Annotated in this window: 14 protein-coding genes and 1 pseudogene; all 15 read right to left on the bottom strand. The window is 41.5% G+C overall.

Annotated elements, in window-relative coordinates; all coding sequences use genetic code 11:
- Positions 1–74 precede the first annotated feature (74 nt).
- A pseudogene (locus MA2_RS07350) lies at positions 75–475 on the bottom strand (transposase); the annotation flags it as partial.
- A gap of 116 nt (positions 476–591) precedes the next feature.
- A complete protein-coding gene (gene galE, locus MA2_RS07345; protein WP_067058406.1) occupies positions 592–1605 on the bottom strand; it encodes a UDP-glucose 4-epimerase GalE in 1014 nt (337 codons plus the stop codon).
- 22 nt (positions 1606–1627) lie between these two features.
- Complete coding sequence (locus tag MA2_RS07340) at positions 1628–2920, bottom strand: UDP-glucose/GDP-mannose dehydrogenase family protein (protein ID WP_067058404.1); 1293 nt, start codon at positions 2918–2920, stop codon at positions 1628–1630.
- Between the two features lie 3 nt (positions 2921–2923).
- A complete protein-coding gene (gene pgi / locus MA2_RS07335) occupies positions 2924–4567 on the bottom strand; it encodes a glucose-6-phosphate isomerase (protein WP_079352262.1) in 1644 nt (547 codons plus the stop codon).
- Between the two features lie 35 nt (positions 4568–4602).
- Entirely contained in the window at positions 4603–5484 is an 882-nt protein-coding gene (locus tag MA2_RS07330; RefSeq protein ID WP_067058402.1) for a UTP--glucose-1-phosphate uridylyltransferase, read from the bottom strand.
- A 141-nt stretch (positions 5485–5625) separates the two neighbouring features.
- Complete coding sequence (locus MA2_RS07325; RefSeq protein ID WP_067058400.1) at positions 5626–6573, bottom strand: hypothetical protein; 948 nt, start codon at positions 6571–6573, stop codon at positions 5626–5628.
- A 15-nt stretch (positions 6574–6588) separates the two neighbouring features.
- A complete protein-coding gene (locus MA2_RS07320; RefSeq protein ID WP_067058397.1) occupies positions 6589–9546 on the bottom strand; it encodes a glycosyltransferase family 4 protein in 2958 nt (985 codons plus the stop codon).
- Between the two features lie 32 nt (positions 9547–9578).
- Positions 9579–10094 (bottom strand): DUF4214 domain-containing protein, encoded by a 516-nt coding sequence (locus MA2_RS07315; protein ID WP_067058395.1) that lies wholly within the window; start codon positions 10092–10094, stop codon positions 9579–9581.
- A gap of 25 nt (positions 10095–10119) precedes the next feature.
- On the bottom strand, positions 10120–10767 hold the full coding sequence (locus MA2_RS07310) for an ABC transporter ATP-binding protein (protein WP_067058393.1): 648 nt from the start codon (positions 10765–10767) through the stop codon (positions 10120–10122).
- Positions 10764–11567 carry an ABC transporter permease gene (locus MA2_RS07305; protein ID WP_067058391.1) on the bottom strand — a complete coding sequence of 268 codons (804 nt, stop codon included), beginning with the start codon at positions 11565–11567 and terminating at the stop codon, positions 10764–10766. Before MA2_RS07305 ends, MA2_RS07310 begins: the two co-directional genes overlap by 4 nt.
- A complete protein-coding gene (locus MA2_RS07300) occupies positions 11560–12669 on the bottom strand; it encodes a KpsE/RkpR family capsule polysaccharide export protein (RefSeq protein WP_067058390.1) in 1110 nt (369 codons plus the stop codon). The genes MA2_RS07305 and MA2_RS07300 overlap by 8 nt, the downstream gene beginning before the upstream one ends.
- A 31-nt stretch (positions 12670–12700) precedes the next feature.
- Positions 12701–14119: a mannose-1-phosphate guanylyltransferase/mannose-6-phosphate isomerase gene (locus MA2_RS07295; protein ID WP_067058388.1), complete on the bottom strand. Its 1419-nt coding sequence runs from the start codon at positions 14117–14119 to the stop codon at positions 12701–12703.
- A gap of 187 nt (positions 14120–14306) precedes the next feature.
- Positions 14307–15479 carry a glycosyltransferase family 4 protein gene (locus MA2_RS07290; protein ID WP_067058385.1) on the bottom strand — a complete coding sequence of 391 codons (1173 nt, stop codon included), beginning with the start codon at positions 15477–15479 and terminating at the stop codon, positions 14307–14309.
- Entirely contained in the window at positions 15479–16696 is a 1218-nt protein-coding gene (locus MA2_RS07285; RefSeq protein ID WP_067058383.1) for a polysaccharide biosynthesis/export family protein, read from the bottom strand. The genes MA2_RS07290 and MA2_RS07285 overlap by 1 nt, the downstream gene beginning before the upstream one ends.
- A gap of 121 nt (positions 16697–16817) precedes the next feature.
- Entirely contained in the window at positions 16818–17867 is a 1050-nt protein-coding gene (locus tag MA2_RS07280; RefSeq protein WP_067058381.1) for an adenosine kinase, read from the bottom strand.
- Between the last annotated feature and the right edge of the window lie 8 nt (positions 17868–17875).

Below are 17875 nucleotides of genomic sequence, written 5' to 3'. Positions count from 1 at the left end.
TCATATTATTTTTTCTTATTGAATTTATCGGGATATGTTTCTTGCCAAATATATGGATAATAATTAAAAGGTTTGTAGTAGCCTGATAGGCTGACTTCAAATAACCTTGCCATGCGTTGTATAGAGTAGCTTAGGCGATGTTTTTGCATAAAGGCGTACTTGGCTATTGGTTCTTGGCTATTGGTTCTTGGCAAAGTACGCCGTTGCCTTTTTTAGAATTTCTCGGTCCTCTTGGGCGATTTTTAGTTATTTTTTTTAGGTCTTTGATTTCATCCAAGGCGGCTATGAGTTCAGGGTTATAGTTTTGAGTGCCTGTAAGTACGCCAATATCCGCTTTTCTTTGCCAGTTCGCTAGTGTATTCATGGGTATGCCAAGTTCTTTAGCTGTTTGGCTAATATTGCCGTTGTTTTCTTTGACTTTGGCGATGGCTTCGGCTTTGGAACTTTCGCTGTATTCTACTCTTTTCTTACTCATGGTAGAATTTTGTTTAAGTTGCTAATTTATCAAATATTTTTGTCCGTTTTTTTTCGGCATGCATCAAAAGATCATAGGTGGAGAGAATTACGCACGATAAGTTAAATCGCTTAAAATCAGACGTAACCCTGCGGATTGCTTGACTGCCAACGCCAGCTATCGCGGCACATATCAGCAATATCAAGTATTGCCTGCCAATGAAGCAGCTGCTTGGCTTTATCTGCACTGGCATAACAACTGGCAATATCGCCTGCCCGTCGTGGTGCGATGACATACGGTACAGTTTGCCCTGTTGCATTTTCAAATGCGTCAATCAATTGTTTAACAGACGTGCCTTGCCCAGTACCCAAATTAATAGGCGTAAAGCCTTGTGCGTGTTTGACATATGCCAGCGCGGCAACATGCCCTTTTGCCAAATCCACCACATGAATATAATCACGTACACCTGTACCATCAACGGTATCATAATCATCACCAAACACTTGCAACTGCGGCAACCGCCCCACCGCCACTTGGCTGATATACGGCATCAGGTTATTGGGAATACCATTCGGATTTTCACCAATCTGCCCTGACGCATGCGCACCAATCGGGTTAAAATACCGCAGCGAAATGATACGCCAATCGGCATCAGACTTGGCTAAATCTGCCAAAATATACTCTATCGTAAGCTTGGTTTGTCCGTATGGATTGGTCGCCGAACGCGGCGAACTTTCTTGAATAGGCAACGTCTGCGGATCGCCATAGACAGTCGCCGATGATGAAAAAATTAACCGTTTGACGTCATGCGCTGCCATGACTTCAAGCAGATTCAACGTACCTGTGACGTTGTTTTGATAATACCACAAAGGCTTTGCCACTGACTCACCCACCGCCTTTAGCCCTGCAAAGTGAATCACGGCATAAAAATCATGCGCATGAAACGCCTGCTGCAACGCGGCTTTATCTAAGATATCGGCTTTGATGCAGATGATTTGATGCCCCGTAAGCTGCGCAACACGATCAAGCACCTGTGGCTGACTATTGCTAAAATTATCATACACCACAGGCATAAAGCCTGCGTCTAGCAGCTCAATTAATGTATGGCTACCAATATAGCCTGCCCCGCCTGTGACCAAAATCTTTTGCATATTAGTTCTCCCAAACGATCAGTTAGCGTCCAATACCATAATAATCAGCAATCAAACGCGCTTTGCCGGCATTATCAATCACATTTTTGGCATCAAAAATCGGAATGGGTGTTGCATTTAGCCGATCAATATCAGGGGCTTGTAGTGCCGACCAATTAATAATCAACAGTGCGTCAGCATCAGCTAGCATATTATAAGGATTATTCATACACACAAACAGCGGCTGCTTGGCATACAACTGCGCTAGCTCAAATGCGGTATTGCTGGCGTACACATAGGTTGTGATGCCATACGACCACAGCAGCTTTAACAGCGGATGAATGGCGGAATTGGTGGTTCGCCCTGTGCCGCTGCGATAACCTGCCCCCCAAATCACCACGGTTTTATGCTCAATAAAACCATCAAAATGCCGCCAAAACTTACGAAAAATCAGCTCTTTTTGGTCTTCATTGATATCAATCACCGCCTTGACCAACTGACTGGCGACTTGATGCGCATCAAATTGCTGTTTGAGCAAGGTAAGCTCCATCGGCAACGCGCGCCCACCAAAGCCCCAGCCTGCCGCCAAAAAATGCTGACCAATGCGACTATCAAGCCCCATCATCGCCTGCACCGTGTGAATATTGACCCCAAGGCTGTCTGCCAAGCGCGATAGCTCATTCATCAAGCTCACGCGAGTTGCTAACATCGTCATAATCGCGCTGCGAGCAAACTCAACCGTTTGGATATCTGCCATGGCGTGTTGTTGGGCATGGTGGATAAAAAATTGCAATACGCTGCACTGCCGATGACTATCTGCCGTTTTTTCACCCACCAGTAGCATATCAGGCTTGAGCATAGAGCTAAAATTTGCCCCATCTTTCATAAAAATTAGCGGCAAATAATACACCCAATGGCTGGCAAGCCGATCGGCAAATTGTGCCACCTGCCCAACTTGGCTGATTCCGCTGATTAAAACCTGCTGATGCGGACTTTGCAACAGTTGAACAAGCCCGTTACGCCTGTCATCGCCTAGACTATCCCAAAATAGCCACACCAGTGCATGGTTTGGTAAATCTAGCGCGTCACTTGCCAGCAATTGGATGCGTTGCTGTTGGCTATACAGCGTCCATAGGGCGGTTAGCTGCGGCTCAAAACGGTAGTTGCTCAGCGTATCATCGATTGTCGCCGTATCTGCGACCACCTGCACAGTATTGTCCAAACTCGCCAGCACAATCGCAGCATTGAGCGCTTCTTGATTATGCCCAATGATATATAGCGGCAAGTTGTCACCAAGCGTATTGGCGGATAAAGCGGTAGGATAATTTAGCGACATCTGTTAGTTAATTGATTGTTGATGTTGGATAACAGTTAATAAAGCATTGGTTGAGCTGTCAAACTTGGCAGGTATTTGTGGGTCATTGAGCGCGGCAAACACACTATTTGCCATAACCTTGCCGACTTCAACGCCCCATTGATCAAAGGGATTGATTTGCCAAATCACCGACATAACAAACACTTTATGCTCATACAGTGCAATCAATGAGCCTAAAGTTTTTGGTGATAGCGAATCTAGCAACAAAGTGGTTGAAGGTTGATCACCGCGATATTGCTTAAAGTTTTGTTGCTCATCGGCGATTATGGCGGATTGTTGTAATGCCTGGTTGCCAAACGCCAATACCTGACTTTGTGCCAAACAATTTGCCAGTGACAGCCGATGTTGCTCGATCAAATTGGCATTGGGTTGTTGGGCATCGGTATAGCGGCGAATCGGCGCGATAAAATCGCAACTGACTTTTTGTGTGCCTTGGTGCAATAGCTGATAAAATGCGTGCTGGGCATTTGAGCCGATATCGCCCCATAAAATCGGGCAGGTATCATAATCCACCATTTGCCCTTGGCGATTGACCGACTTGCCGTTACTCTCCATTTCAAGCTGGGTCAAATAATTGGGGAAAAATGCCAACCGCCCATCATATGGCAGCACCGCATGGGCATGAATACCCAAAAATGTGCTGTTCCACACACCCAGCAAGCCCAAAATCACGGGCAAATTATGGCGAAAATCCGCCTTAGCAAAATGCTCATCCATCGCATGCGCACCTGCCAACAGCTGCCGAAAATTTGCCATGCCAATTTTAACCGCTATTGCCAGCCCAATCGCTGACCACATGCTAAAGCGACCACCAACCCAATCCCACAACATCAGCTGATTATCGGCATGAATGCCCCATGCCGTCATTTTATCACTGCGTGTTGAAATTCCGATAAAATGCCGCCGCAATACCGTGTCTTTATTACGATGACTTGCCATCAGCCATGCCAATGCAGTCTTAGCATTGGATAGTGTGTCAACCGTACCAAATGATTTGGAGGAAATAATAAATAACGTGGTTTTAGGATGCAAAATCTTGAGCAGGCCATCAAGCTGCGTGCCATCCATATTGGAGACAAAATGCACGCGGATATCGGTATCCGACCATTCTGTTAAGGCGGTAGTAGCCATTAAGGGCCCTAAATCTGACCCACCAACACCGATATTCACCACGTCCGTAATCGCTTGACCCGAATAACCGCGCCAAATGCCCGAGCGAATTCGCTCAACAATATTGGCAAGCTTATCAAGGCTAGCATGCACCTGCTCAACCACATTTACATCATCAAGCCATAACGCACTGTCTTTGGGCAAACGCAGAGCGGTGTGCAAGGCGGCGCGGTGCTCGGTATCATTAACAGCAACACCTGCAAGTAACTGCTGAATCTGCTGTGACAAATTGCGCTTACTGGCTAAATTCAGTAATGCCTCAAAAATAGCCGTATCAATTTTTTGTTTGCTAAAATCAGCATAAATACCGCAAGCCGATGCAGTAAAATCTAAACCGCGGTTAGACTGCTGAGCAAATAAATCATTGAGCGTTGGCACATTCTTGGCAAAATCACAAAGCTGCTGCCAAATATCATTAGACAAGTGAATACGTTGCATAGCAAATAATGTCGCTTCTACTTTTACTTTTACTTTTACTTTGCCAAAATTTTATCAGCAAAGTAACAAAACGCCTGCAAATAGCTGGTCATATCACCTGCATCAAAACTATTACCGACCATGCTCGCCACCTCAACGCCTTGCGTGCCAATCAACGCATCAATGGCATCGGTTAGCTGAATTTCGCCACCCACACTTGGCTGCGTTTGCGCCAAATAATCAAAAATCTGTGGAGTAAACACATAGCGCCCCACCACCGCCAAATTAGACGGTGCGTCCTCTGCTTTGGGTTTTTCAACAAAGCCTGTCACGGCGAATGACTGATTGCTGTCAGACTTTGCCACTGTTTGGCTGTGCGCTAGTTTGGCAATACCGTATTTATGGATATCGGCTTGATCCACAGGGTCAACCAAAATTTGTGATTGTCCATTTTCAGCAAATCGCTTGAGCATATAAGCCAAGTTATCGGTTGGATAATCACTGGCAAACGGATTGATAATAACATCGGGCAATAACACGGCAAATGGATGATCACCGACGATATGACGGGCTTGCAATACCGCATGCCCCAGTCCCAAAGGCTTGCCTTGGCGTACGCTACTGACTGTCACGCCGTCAGGCAACCAATTTAAGCGATCGGCAAGTGTGTCTTTGCCTTTGTTACGTAGCTGGCTGTCTAATTCGTTATTGATATCAAAATAGTTTTCGATCGCCGTCTTTTGGCTGTGATTGACTAGCACAATGTGGGTTAGACCTGCTGCAATTGCCTCTTCAACAACGTATTGAATGGCAGGCTTGTTACCCAGTGGCAATAGCTCCTTTGGTACCGCCTTGGATAATGGCAGCATACGCGTACCAAAGCCTGCGACGGGAATAACAGCGTGGGTGATAGAAATAGAATTAATATATCCTACCATTTCGAATGAATACCTCCTGCAAATTTGATTTAACATTGCGCCATAGGTTTAAGCTATTAGTTATTCTATTCTATTTTTAAATATAAATTTTATAAATAAATTCAATAGAGTGTATTTTGCAGTGTGATAGCTCTGTTTGGTTTAAGAATTATAAATTCTTTCTCCTAATTCTTTTAATTTATGCATACGATCCTGCATCTCCTCTTCAGAAGAGATACCATCATGCTGGCTTCTTAAAGCTTGCTGAACAAAGTTCTTTTGCAGCTGTTCTAATTCCACTTTATTTTCTAAATTAAATATATCCAAGACGCGCCATAAACTATCTTGATCATTTATAATATCATTCCATTGCGTAGCATCAGCAAAATCTAACTCTGAATAAAAATTGTCGTAAATTCCTCTCCAAGTTTTAACCAAGTTTCTCGCAATGCTTGAGCTCAAATCAATCGCGAATGCACCTGAATTGACATTCCACCAACTATAATTCACTTCGTTTTTCTGATGGACATTGTGCAACCACATAATTTTATGATTGCTCCTCAAAGCTAATAATTTTTCCCTTAAGTCAAAATTTTTGTTAACTATAATAGAATCAGCATCTAGATAAAAGACCCAACCTCTATAATTGTTTTTTATCATTTCATCTAACATATAAATTCTATTGTACATAGCATGATGAGCATATTTACCCTTTTTTATTCCAAAAAAATAATGGTAATTCAACTTATATTGTTTTACATAGCGAATATTAAAAGATTTAGAAATATTTAATATTTCTCTATATTTATTACTATCAGAACTTTGTATAACAGTAATACAATTGTTGACCTCATCTGAGATACCACTAATTTCAGTATTATTTTGACTTTGAACCTTAATATAAAGATTAATGGCTCTATTAAACTCATCATTTTTTAAGCGATACTCTGCCGAGTCTTTGGTTCCATCAATTAATTCACTAATTGTTTTTTCCTGCTTAGATTGCTCTAAGAGTACTTCATTCGACTCAACCTCTCTATTGAGTAACATCATATAGGCAAATTCTACACATATTTGATCTATACTGCTTTGCATATTATATTTTTTCATAAATTTCCCTTACAATTATGTTAACTTGAAAATCTCTAAATAACTCAAATCAAATTCATTTTCGACATCAATTGATATATAAAACTCTACTCGCTTCTGTGCATGTGATAGCCTAAAATTACCTCTAGAAATTTCTTCAGAAATAATTCCTAATGAAGATTGATTAATCTGTAAGTTAGAAATTACAGCCAGTCTCACCAACGTATTTTCTTGTACAGTTACGATCTCAAATTTTACGTATTGTAACTTTTCAGAGTAGCCTAAAAGCTTAAATTCATAATCGCCTGCGTCTAAATCTATCCAACCCCCATATAAAAACAGCCCTGCACTATTTGATGTTTTGATACAATCCCAAGATTTATTCCCTACACTTGTATCGAATTTTTCTGAAAATACAGGCATTAAATAGCGTTTATTCGAAAAGCTCCACGAGTCTATAAAATTGTTGTTTAAAACAATATCCATCAGATTATCAGCCGATTGTCGCCACGTCAATAGTTTAGGTTTAACTTTAGCATGGCGAGGCGTGAAATTCTCAATAAGTTTTTTGAGCGCTTGGTTATTTTTAAAATAGCTTACCCAATCAGAACCAACCTCTCTAAAAATAGGGATATCGCGGCATATTACATCAATGTCATAATTTAAAGCCTCAATAATTGGCAAACCAAAACCTTCATCAATCGATGCGGCAATCAAAGCATCACTATTGGTATATAAATATGATAGCTCTTCGTCATTAACATTTTTAAGCCAGAATAAATACTTTTCATAAAAGTTACTAGATTCAATTAGGTCAATGGTTTTATCAGTATTCCAGTTTCTGGCTGCTACAATAACAAGATTTACCTTAACCCCTTGTTCCCAAAGCTGCGTAAAAACATTAATCACATCTAGATGACCTTTACGCGGTTCTATCGAGCCTACCATTATGAATGTGCGCTTTGAAAAATCGATACCCTTATAAATAAAATTTTCTGTTTCATTATTTTTCTGATAATTGCTTTTGAAATTTGCCCCATGATAGGAATAAGCTAACTTAACTTGCTGATTATATATCTTATATTTTTCTTGGCTGAATGGTTTGTCTATATATCCATTAAACATATCAAGATAATTTTTGACATCTTCCATGACGGTTTTGGATATTGCTATTATTCCATCAGCTTTTATAGCTTGTTTAAGCCAGTTAAATTGTAGATGTGCAACTTGATTATCAAAAAAACTTACACCAAGTTTTAAGGGCAATAAATCATGTATGAAAAAATAAACCTTACAGCCTCTTCTTTTCATACGGTCAATAGTATCTGCCATCCCTGCAATGTTGTAGTTAAGATCTAAAGCAATAAATATATCTTTGTCAGAAAAATCCATAAGATCATCATGACTTAGCCTATCTTCAATTGCTCTTGCATATTTTGTGTTTGAAACTTCCTCAAATGTTCTATCTTGTGGTCTAAACTGTATTGGTACAATTTCATACGTATCTGCGTATTTACTTTGAATTTCAGTAAATAATTCTTTAGTAACCCGTTGAACGCCTGTAACAAACTGCATCTCTACCAGGTAGGTTAAATCAATATATAGACGCGCCTTACGGGAAATGGGGCGATTATTTTTAATTAAAGCTAACGCTAGATTTTCTTTATCTCCTGGCGTTAGTTCTTGTACTATATTCATTTCAAACAATTTAGCTAGTATCTGGTAATTATCGATACTATTCTGATGCTGTATTGAGTTGTTTTTTTCTTTATATAGTTTTTCAAAAAAATCTAAAGCGATTTTTGCACTTTTAGCCCAACTAAATTCCTGTGCTCTATTATAGCAATAAGTAGCTGCCTCATTTCTTTTCGCTTCATTATATAAAAAATTAGTTAATGCGTTTTTAATAGATAACGCGCTATAGGGGTCAAACAGAAGATCTTCACGTCCCACAACTTCTGGTAGACTGGTTGTATTTGAAGCTAATACTGGCGCGCCACATGCCATTGCTTCTAAAGCTGGCAAACCAAATCCTTCATGGTATGATGGGAATATAAATACATAACAAGCTCGATACAAGGCAATCATTTCATCATCAGATAATCGCCCTGGCATCAATAACTCGTTATTAGTTACTCTATACTTATTGGCAATATTTCTAAAATGCTCCATATGTTCATTCGGCATTCCACCTGCAAACACTAAAAGAGCATTATTTCTGATACGACGTTCTAATAAGGAGAATGCTTCGATGAGTTTTGCATGATTTTTTCTTTCATCGCTTGCGCCAGAATACAATATTATTTTCTTATTCGCGATGTTTTTTATTCCTAGTAGCTTTTCTATCTCAGCTAAATCGACCTGCCCTTTACTAAAACGTTCTTCAACACCCTCAGATGTATTGACAATTTTTTCTAATGGCACATGCGCGGCATGGTTTAGTTCAAGTTTTGAAGAATTAGATACCGCTAAAAACCCATCAGCTTGCACGAAATCTTTTACTTGATTTAAATAAAAAGTTTTGAAGTGTGGATCTGCCAGATACACATCAGCTTGAAGTAAGGGGATTAAATCGTGACAAGTAGCCGTCATCAAAACCTTATTAGCTGCAAAAAACTGTTTAGTAGTGAGAATGCAGTTGTCGCCATGGCCTTCAAAAAAGGTCGGCATAAAAACCAGATCGGGCGCTAAGTTTTGGATATAAGCATCTCTTACTACTTCATTACAGGTTATTCTATAGAAGTTAAAATCTTGATTGCCCTCGGCAGGACTTAAACCAAACCAAACATGGATATTTTCTTGCTTAACAAAATCATCAAAATACCCAATCAGCTGATCAATATTATCAGGAAACAGGCCATTTAATAGTAAATGACACTCATGCTTTGGTTGGGCTTGCTTTAAGATCTCAGTCACAATCCCCGTTGCATAACGGCCAATACCCCGAAAGCGGCTACCGTTTTGACATGCTTGCATATCAATCAAAATTTTCATAACAACTTTCCTATATTCTTTAATACTTGAAATTAAGCAATATCTAACAATGATATAAGATTATCAAATTCAGCACGCTCTTTGATAGATAATAAATTAACATCGAATTGACGTCGCCGATTTGGCTGATAGTGCTTATTAACTAGTTCATTTTTGTAATTCGCCACACTACGGTCACCTAGCATTGAACGTAATTGGTAAGTGCTATTTAGCATTACTCTTTGCTCGGCTTGTCTTTTCTCAAGCGCTGTAATCGCTAAATAAATCGGGCGTATAGGTTTTAGCTTTTTACGCCAATTTTCACGAGATTTGACTTTATTTAGCAATTGCTTAGCGCCTCGAATTTTATCGAGATCTACGACTGACTCATCTGAATTTGTAATTTTTTCTAAAACCTGAATGCGATGCATACCTTGATTAAGTTTAATAAGGTAATAATCCATTTCAGCATCCGTAGGTTCTCTGTCTAAGCAAATTCTAAAAACCGCATCTACGTAAGGTGCGCCCCACATCATAAACAAATCATCTATTTTCAAAGAATTTTTCATGGCTTATACTCTTAAAAATACGTTCTTAAAGAGAACTATAGACTTCTAACGACATATCTATATCATCAAATACTGTTAGCTTTCCCTTATCTAATACAGCTGATCTATTACAATATTCTTTAATGTTATGAAGCTCGTGCGACACAATGATCATCGCACGGTCAGCGCGCTTTTCAAACAGCTCAATCTCACATTTGCGATGAAAATTCGCATCACCAACTGATAGTACTTCATCAATTAAATAACAGTCAAATTCAATCGCCAAAGAAATAGCAAATGCCAGGCGTGAGCGCATACCAGAGGAATAAACTTTGACTGGTTCATATAGATATTTGCCTAGTTCAGCAAAATCTTCTACCACTTCCATTGCCTTTGCATAGTTAGCGTTATAAACCCGACTAACAAAACGTACATTATCTGCGCCCGTTAAACTGCCTTGAAAGGCACTGCTTAATGCTAACGGCCAAGAAATGCTCATATTACGATAAAGATGCCCACTTGTTGGTCTCTCCACTCCTCCCAATATTTTAACAAGTGTAGACTTACCTGCTCCATTGCGCCCTAAGATTCCTATTTTTTCTCCAGGCTCTACAATAAGATTTATATTATCTAAAACCGTTCTCATCCCATGTTTGATGGGATATTTCTTTGTTACATTCTCTAATATTATCAAGCACTCGCCTCTACTTTTTTGCTTATATATTTTACTAAAGCCAAGCCTATAAATGTCAAAACTAAATTGCACCAAATCATATAACTAAGACTTTCATAGGTGGGTATAATTTCACCATAGTAGCCATGTTTGATCATTTCACTAAAATGTACCATTGGTACATAAAGAATAATTGTTTTGAAGTTGTCTGGCAGCCAGTAAACGAAAAACGCAGCACCAGATAACGGAAACATCAAATAAGTAACAGCATGCCAAAGTCTGTCCAAAACTTCAGACATTTCAAATAATGCACCTACTACCAAAGACAATCCTATTGAAAACCACATCAGCAGAAACCATCCTACCAACATTCTTAGTAAATCTGCTGGCAGACTCATAGCTCCAAATAAGATTGCGAATACAGATAATGTTAAAAATGAAATAGTTGCACCAGCTATTTCTAAAAAAATCCTTGCTAAAAAAACATCTAAGACCTTGACATTACGATGGTATAAAAGTCCCGTATTGGCATTAACCGCATTGCCTACTTTACCTGATGCATTACGCCAAAGTAGTACCGTTGAATATCCTATAATCGCAAAAGGTACGATTTCTAAATTCCCACCATGCGCTGATCTTGTGTAATACCATAAAGTTGCTACACCAATCGTGAATATCATAGGCTCGACAAATAGCCAAGCAAATCCTAAGTTATGCCGACCGTAGCGTGTGATAATTTCACGCATAAATAATGCATGAACCACTCGCAACTGAATACGAAACGATTCTGAAAAACTTGAGACTTTGAAAACCTCAGTCATTATGCTCTTTGACTCCAGCCACAAATAAGCGCAACGTTCCCCAAATTAGTAAACTAAATATGAAGCCAGAGAATATATTTTTAGCACGTTTAGGCTCTAGTGCCTCATCAGGCAACGACGGTTTTGCTAAAGTAGCTAAATACAATTGCTTTTGGCTAAAGTCATTTTTAGCCTGCTCATAAGAAGCCATCGCAGATGCTAGCTGCTTATCTGCCAGTTCTTTTTCTAATACAAGGCGTTGGTAATCTGCCGAACGGTTGCTCAAAGAGCGATCACTAGGTCCAGTAACTTGATTGGACTTGTCTTTGATCGCATTTTCCAGCGTCTGAATGCGTAGTCTCATTGGCTCAATCTGAGGATTATCAGGCGCAAGACTTTCAGCCTGGGCAAGCTGTGTTTGTGCTTGAATCAAAGCATCTTGCAGTTTTGAAATTTCTTGCAAGATAATCATTGATTGACCTTCGGGGTTAAATACTTCTTTGCCCGTGCGGTAATCAGCCAAATTTTGTGCGGCTTTAGCTGAGGCCTCTTGTGCGGCTTTTACCTCCTGTTTTGAGTATGCCAAAATGTCCTTTTGCGCCTCAGCGTTGATTCGGTTGACCACCGCTTCACTCGTCTTTAGCAGTTCAGCATTGATCTTTTCAGCATCTTCTGGCGTGTAGGCGCGCACCCTCAGCTCTGAGATGGAGGATGCAGGATCATAGTTAATGTTTACTTTTTTGGTAAAGTATTTATAAAAACTTTCAAATGTATTGTCCTGCCAAAATGTACCAAAACGACTGAATGCGTCAATTTCTGGACGTGCATAGCGCTGTTTGATGGCAAGATCTTGCTCAAGCTTTTTGACAGAATCGCGTGATGTCAGATAATCTCGCACAATATAACTATCATCAGACGAGGCATTAAAACCAACGTTTTTAAGCATCACACCAAGCCCTGTCATCGCTTGACGATTTGGGCTGCGGATAACAAATTTTGACTCGGAGATATAAACAGGTGAAGCAATAAAGCCGTAATAAACAATCAACAATAACGTGGGGATGACCACACAAAGCCAAAATAGTGGATCATTATTTTTATAAAAACGGTTTAATGCCTTCAAAGCTCTTCACCTGTATCAAAAAGCACCAAAATTAGGTACGCGCATAATCATCTTGATGGCGTACAATATCATCTTCACCCAGATAATCACCACATTGTACTTCAATCAATACCAAATTTTCATTACCTACATTAATTAAACGATGAATATCACCTTGTTTGATGTGGGTTGATTCATTACGTGATAAACGTAGGGTTTGTTCACCATTGATAACCTCAGCCTCACCAGTAACTACAATCCAGTGTTCGCTGCGGTGATGATGATGCTGCAGACTTAGTTTTGCGCCAGGATAGACAACAATGCGTTTTACTTTATAACCTGCTTGTTCATCAAGAATTGTATAAGTACCCCATGGGCGGTGGGCAGTCGTATGAATCTTATAGGTATCACGATTTTGAGACTTAAGCTCATTATAAATTTTTTTGACATCTTGACTTTGGTGACGATTAACTATCAAGACGGCATCGTCGGTATCAACAATGATGAGATCCTCAAGCCCCACGGCTGCAATCAAGCGCTCTTCACCAAAAACTGTCAAGCCTTTACTGTTTTTTATTAATACATCACCAACCGTGACATTGCCGTCACTATTTTTATTCATTACCTCACTCAAAGAATCCCATGCACCCACATCATTCCAGCTAAATGCACAGGGAACCACAGCGATTTGGTCAGAGTTTTCCATGACGGCGTAATCAATAGACTCATCATCTAATGCGCCAAATGTATCCATTTGTAGGGCAATTTGCTGACTATCAGCGACATTAGATACTTTGGCAGCTTCGTAAGCGGCAATGACACCTTGATACATCGTTGGGCGATACTGCTCTAGTGCGGTTAGCAAAATTTCTGGTCTAAAGCAGAACATCCCTGAATTCCACAGATAATCACCACTGGCTAAATATTGAGTTGCTGTCTTTAAGTCAGGTTTTTCGACAAACTGATTCACCGTATTACCATTATAGTGAATATAACCATAACCTGTTTCAGGCTTGTGGGGTTTGATACCAAAGGTCACCAATTGATTTTGTGCAGCCAGATTTGCCGCTTGCTTGATGGCTTGGATAAATTCTTCATCCCCCCGCATCAAATGATCAGCAGCTAAAATCAGCAAACATACATCATTGCCATAATTGCGTTTAGCATGTAAGGCAGCCATCGCAATCGCAGGAGCGGTATTGCGTCCTTGCGGTTCTAAAATATAATCATTTTGAAAATTTTCGGCAATAGCTAGTTCTTCAAAATCGGCTTTTGCGCGAAATAACAGTTCTTTGTTGGTAACTGTAATCATTTGTCCGATATTGCCTACTAACGCAGCTTTTTGGTAGGCATGTTGGATAAAACTTAAGCCATCAACCAAACGGATAAATGGTTTAGGGTTCATCTCTCTAGATAACGGCCATAGACGTGACCCAGAACCACCACATAACACTACAGGTAAAATTTTCATAATAATAACCTTCCACGGACGCATTCGACTTTGGTAGCATTGCAGCTGTGATGGGTTGATTTATACCACGACAGCGTGGCTTTTTACAATGCTTAATATTACTATAAACCCTCAGCGCGAACGACCTTTTATCTATACACCAAATTTTGCACTAATTAAAATATTACAACTGCCTAAAAAATAACGATTATACTAACTTTGCACCCAGTTTGCTTTTAATTTTCGCAAAGTGGCTGGACCAATTATAGACATTTACGGTATTTACTTCATCACAAAATTGCCGATTTTGTTCAGAAGCGTGAGATATGAACGCTAAAATTGTTTGGAGCCATAAAGTACCATCAAATGGTGACAATAATTTTATTTGCGCTGTATTTAGATTGGCATTTAATTCACGAAACGCAGGAATATCGCTAGCAATGACTTGGGTGTTCGTCTGTAAGGCCTCTAAGAGTGGTAAACCAAAGCCTTCAACCCAAGATGGAAATAATAATGCTTGTGCGTGGCTTAATAGATAGTAGAGTTGAGCATTACTACAATGATTAAGCTCTATGACAACATGACGCAATTCAACACTGCGGTCTAAAACATCAAAGACTTGCTCAGCTTCCCATCCGCGTTTGCCAATTAAAACCAACTTAGGGCAATTTTTACCAAGCTTACGTACCAATTGTCGCCATACATTAAAGAGCAACAAATGATTTTTTCTTCCTTCAATTGTACCTAAACAAACAAAGTAATTTTGATTGCCAACAATTAAATCCATTAGCGCACGTTCAGCTTCTGTCAAAATTTCTATATTATCGATTGATTCTGTTGCCAAATGTGCCCACGTGGTAGGAGGCATAGTGAGATGATGGTTTTGACAAAAAGCCTCTAAACGCTCCAAGGTATAACGCGAATTGGCGATAATCAAGTCACCTTGTAGCATGGTTAGCAGCCGCTGAACATGCCGATCATATTCCCCTGCCCGACAATACTCAGGATAATCAATTGGGATCAGATCGTGTAAAAAATATATACCGCGTAAACCATATTGTTGCAGCCGCACCAGATACTGCGGCGAATCTAAGCCGCTGTGGGTAACATTCAGTAGTACGTTGATCGGCTCATTGGCAGGTTTGATATAGCGTTTTTTATCCCAAAGGGATAACTTAACTTGTTTTTGCTCAATTAAACGCAAGAAAATTTTTGCTGAACGCTTGCGATCAAAAAACAGCCAATGACTGGGCAGACGTATAACCGCACAGGCCTCTTGGGCAAACTCTGCTATATACGCCAATGCAACCCGATCAACGCCAGTTACGCCTTTACCCGTTCGAAAGTTGGTATATAACCGTGTAACGTCAAGATACAGCATTAACTTAAATTCTTAATACCCGTAATCGAGAACACGGTTTGGCTAATCATATTAAGAAACTTAGCAAACTCGGTGGCTGGCGCGTTGGAGACATACACCACATCGTTATTGTGAATCGGGAAGTTCTGTGCAACGATATAGCTCATCGGGTCTTTGAGGTTCAAGCGATACACCACAGGAATGCGCCCCGTCTGCTTGATCGCAGGTGGTACTTGCGCCAATTGGTCATACGTTAGCATCCGTGGGGTTTCATAACGAAAGATAAACACACCGCGTGCATCGGCGCGATTGTCGTTAAGTCCGCCAGAGCGCGCCAAGGCTTGCATAAGCGAGATACCGTTGGATTCAAAATTGACTTCATCGTTTTTGACAGTTGCGCCAAGTACCGTAAAGCTTTTGGATTGATAATTGACCGAAACGACATCACCCGGTTGAAGCACGACGTTTTGGCGCGCATCGTTGAGTAAGGATTCCATCGGCATTTCAACCGATTGCATACCGCGATTGACCTGTACGGTTACGCGACTGCTGGGGTATTTGGTGCCGCCTGCGGCTGCAATCGCGTCAAGCACGCGCTCGCCCTTGCCCGTCAATGGCATACGCACGCTGTTGCTGACCTCACCCACCACCGTCACGTTGGCAGAGTTGTTTTTGCCAATGCTGACAATCGCGCTGGGCTGATTGGCTTTACGCTTAAGCCCATTGACTATCATGTCTTGCACTTGTTGTGGATTTTTGCCAGCGACAGTCAGTTTACCCAAAAATGGAATGGATATTTGTCCACGGCTATCAACCATTTGATCGGGCAGTTTAACTTCTGCCGAACTGGTACCGCCTGTTAGGCTACCGCTGGTGCCCAGTAGCATGGCAGGCGGTGCTTCATACAAGGCAATGTTGAGCACGTCTCCTGCTTGGATGACTTGCTGATTAACACTGGTGCTACGGTATACATCAGAAAAACGCTGAATATGGCTGATTTGGTTGGCGCGATTGACGGTGTTGGCATCAATATCGATGATGGTCAGCCCCGTTGGCACGACGGTGTTATCAGCGACTTGGGTCATCGTACCCATGGTAACTTGACTGCGCGTAGGGCCTGCATTAGGCTGCCAGTTGGACAAGCCGTTGGTCACACTTTGGCAACCACTGACGCTCACGCTGACCAGCGCCATCGCTAACCATGCGCGTTTGGACGAGCGATACACAACATTTCCCATACTGCTACCTTATTAAAATTAAATGATATGACCAACGCAAAATTGCTTTATTATAGGCTAAAACTTATTGCATTAAAACGCCTAGATTACTGGGCGATTGAATGCTAATCGCCTGCTGGTGCTACGGTGTCTCGGTGAATGCACGCTGCATGGCATGGCGGTAAGCTTCAGGCGTTAGGCGCGCGCCAAAGGTCTGCACAACTTCACCTGCCACCGCGCTGGCAATTTTGCCACAGGTGGTTAAATCATAACCACAAGCCAAGCCATGCAAAAACGCGCCTGCAAAGCTATCGCCTGCACCGTTGGTATTTATCAATTCATTGACCAATGCCGTGGGCACGCTCATCAATTCGTTTGGTGTGTTGTTATCATGGCTGCTATGGTGGCTGGTTGGCGCGCGGCAGGCGATGATGGTATCTTGCGCCCCTGCAGTGACAACGGCAAGCTCTGCCACGGCAAGCAAGGCTTCGGCGGCTTGTGCTTGGTTGTGCTTGCCTGTATACAGTTGGGCTTCTTCGACATTGCAAAATACCGCCGCAACCCCACCAGCTAGCATAGCGTCAAGCCCTTCGCGGGCAAATTTGATGACAGATGGGTCGGCAAAACTGACCACGATTTTGATATTGTGCGCGCGTGCATGGTCTTTGAGCGCGGCAAGCGCAGGCTGCATGGTTGCTGACATTGCCAAATAACCCTCAAAATACAGCCATTGGGCATTGCTCAGCTGACTAAAGTCGATATCATCGCGCCCAATCTCTGCCGAGGTGCCTAGATGGGTCTGCATGGTGCGCTCGCCATCAGGCGTGACCAACACCACGCAGCTGCCTGTTGTGCCACCAAGTGCAATCGATTGATTGGACGTTGCCACGCCTGCCGCGTTTAAATCCGCCAAATAAAACTGCCCTGCCTCATCATCGCCAACGCGACACGCATAAAACGTATCACTGCCTAAACATGCCGCTGCGTATACAGTGTTGGCTGCTGAACCACCGCTGGCTTGTTTGACGGGGCAAAGCTGCACATTAGCAAGGCGATCAAGCAAGGTTTGTTGGTCAGCACTGCTGGCAAGCGTCATGTTGCCTTTGGTAAGCCCTGTGTTGTGTAGCTCGGTGTCGTTGAGGCGATATTCACGATCAACCAATGCATTGCCGATTGCGACGATATTTGCCATGCTCTGCC

Source organism: Moraxella atlantae NBRC 14588 (assembly GCF_001591265.1).
GTDB lineage: Bacteria > Pseudomonadota > Gammaproteobacteria > Pseudomonadales > Moraxellaceae > Faucicola > Faucicola atlantae.
This window is presented reverse-complemented; position numbering and strand designations above follow the sequence as displayed.

Bases quoted from the DNA above. Each gene is read 5' to 3' on its own strand.
- galE (WP_067058406.1), bottom strand. From the start codon at position 1,605: ATGCAAAAGATTTTGGTCACAGGCGGGGCAGGCTATATTGGTAGCCAT.
- MA2_RS07340 (WP_067058404.1), bottom strand. From the start codon at position 2,920: ATGTCGCTAAATTATCCTACCGCTTTATCCGCCAATACGCTTGGTGAC.
- pgi (WP_079352262.1), bottom strand. From the start codon at position 4,567: ATGCAACGTATTCACTTGTCTAATGATATTTGGCAGCAGCTTTGTGAT.
- MA2_RS07330 (WP_067058402.1), bottom strand. From the start codon at position 5,484: ATGGTAGGATATATTAATTCTATTTCTATCACCCACGCTGTTATTCCC.
- MA2_RS07325 (WP_067058400.1), bottom strand. From the start codon at position 6,573: ATGAAAAAATATAATATGCAAAGCAGTATAGATCAAATATGTGTAGAA.
- MA2_RS07320 (WP_067058397.1), bottom strand. From the start codon at position 9,546: ATGAAAATTTTGATTGATATGCAAGCATGTCAAAACGGTAGCCGCTTT.
- MA2_RS07315 (WP_067058395.1), bottom strand. From the start codon at position 10,094: ATGAAAAATTCTTTGAAAATAGATGATTTGTTTATGATGTGGGGCGCA.
- MA2_RS07305 (WP_067058391.1), bottom strand. From the start codon at position 11,567: ATGACTGAGGTTTTCAAAGTCTCAAGTTTTTCAGAATCGTTTCGTATT.
- MA2_RS07295 (WP_067058388.1), bottom strand. From the start codon at position 14,119: ATGAAAATTTTACCTGTAGTGTTATGTGGTGGTTCTGGGTCACGTCTA.
- MA2_RS07290 (WP_067058385.1), bottom strand. From the start codon at position 15,479: ATGCTGTATCTTGACGTTACACGGTTATATACCAACTTTCGAACGGGT.
- MA2_RS07285 (WP_067058383.1), bottom strand. From the start codon at position 16,696: ATGGGAAATGTTGTGTATCGCTCGTCCAAACGCGCATGGTTAGCGATG.
- MA2_RS07280 (WP_067058381.1), bottom strand. From the start codon at position 17,867: ATGGCAAATATCGTCGCAATCGGCAATGCATTGGTTGATCGTGAATAT.